Origin of the sequence: Pseudomonas sp. NMI760_13 (assembly GCF_021283245.1) — a bacterium.
Classification (GTDB): Bacteria; Pseudomonadota; Gammaproteobacteria; order Pseudomonadales; family Pseudomonadaceae; genus Aquipseudomonas; species Aquipseudomonas peradeniyensis.
In genome coordinates, this window is the sequence record NZ_JAJSRC010000076.1 from 1 (window position 1) to 1,696 (window position 1,696).

Here is a 1,696-nt window from a genome sequence, read left to right on the forward strand (position 1 = left end):
CCCGACCAACCGATGATCACCGGGCGCACCTACTGCGGCAACCAGCGGCCGCCCTACGAACTGCCCAAGCACCGCACACGCATGACCATCAAGAGCAAGACCCACAAGGGGCAAGGCTTCAACGAGCTGCGCTTCGAGGATGAACTGGGACAGGAAGAGGTGTTCATCCATGCGCAGCGGGATCAGAACAATGTGGTCAAGCATGATGAGACCACGCAGGTTGGCAATGATCGACGTGAGGAGGTTGGCCATGACGAAGTGCTCGACGTCGCCAACAACCGTCGCGAAACCATCGGCAACGACGACCAGGTGACGATTGGCCATGACGCGCTGCTGGACATCGGCCATAGCCAAACCATCACGATTGCCCAGGACCGCACGGTGCGGGTGGGCAATCATCGCTTTGACAGCACGGCGGCCAACCACAGCGTCAGCGTGGGTGGCCATATGCAGCAGACCATCGAGGGCCACCTTGAACTGAAGGCCGGCCAGGCCATTCGGCAGCACACCCGGTGCTACGAAATCCATGCCTCGCAAAGCATCACCCTCAAAGCGCCAGGCGGCACGCTGCGCATCGACGGCGACGGGATCACGCTCGATGGCGTGGCGCTGATCCTGAAAGCGCCGCTGAGCCAGAACGCCAGCGGTAGCGGCAACGAACTGTCGATCACCAGCCAGGTGTTGCAGGGGCTTGAAGAATGCGTGGAGCACCAGCGATGAAACCTGAATATCTGCTCGACCTGGTGGCACAGGCGCGTAAACCCGACGATTTCCTCTACCTGCTGCTCGACCCGCTTGCCAACTGCGGTCCCGAACATCCCTTGAGCATTGCAGCGCTGACCCGGCAACTGGGAGTAGAGGCAGTCGAATGTGTGATGCGCGACGACCTGGCGCACCTGACAGCGGAGTGTCCGACCCTGGTCGAACTGGCGGCGCCCGGCCAGCCCGCTGACACACTGCTTCAGCTCACTGCCGTCCATGCCCTGTCAGAAGTGGACTTCGACAGGCGCCATGTCTGCGGTTGGCTATTGAGCGAACAGCCATTGCCGGTCATCGCCCGGCACCTCGCGGCCCGTTGCTTGACCATGCCCCCGGTGGCCGGTCCGGCAACGGCTCCCTGGTTCGAGCCTTTGCGCCTGGAGTTGCTGCACGCCACGATGCTCGATATCAGCGATGTGCTATGGCCCTTGAGCGCATGGTTGTACCCAACCGCCTGCGGCACCTTCGCCTGCGTGCAAGGCCGTGCGTTCGCCAGGGATCTGGTCATACCGCACGCCGTCCGCGAACTGCAGTACATGGCCCCTCAAGTCAGGTGCCTGCTGGGTGCCTGGCGTTTGCTGAACCAATCGCCCCCGAGCTACTCGCCCTTGGCGTGGAAGGGCCCCTCGAGCCTTCCGCCCCAGGCGCCCTTCCATGTGTACCAACTGATCGTCGCGGCCTGGGCGCGTGGGCTTGTGGACCTCGATGACGCTTCATGCCTGGTCCTGCACCAGATCATGATCCATCCACGCCTGCTCGAACACCCCACCATCCAGCACGACTTCAACCAAGCCGTAGCGGGCGAGTGCCGCCTGGTCTCGCGCTTCGCCACCTACAGCGACTACGACTGGTCCAAAGTCGTCGCCGCGCTGCCCCAGTCTCGGAGCTATCCATGACCCTCAGCCTCAGTCAATCCATCCTGGACGCACAACGCCAA

Annotated in this window: 2 protein-coding genes; both read left to right on the forward strand. The window is 62.9% G+C overall.

The genetic code is table 11. The features are described from left to right. A partial coding sequence (locus tag LU671_RS29195) for a bacteriophage T4 gp5 trimerisation domain-containing protein (RefSeq protein ID WP_442964162.1) occupies positions 1-720 on the forward strand: 720 nt, incomplete at its 5' end. Further along, the gene (locus LU671_RS29200; RefSeq protein WP_186735970.1) at positions 717-1,655 is read left to right on the forward strand and encodes a DUF4123 domain-containing protein; all 939 of its coding nucleotides are present in this window, start codon (positions 717-719) and stop codon (positions 1,653-1,655) included. The genes LU671_RS29195 and LU671_RS29200, both read left to right, overlap by 4 nt. Positions 1,656-1,696 lie beyond the last annotated feature (41 nt).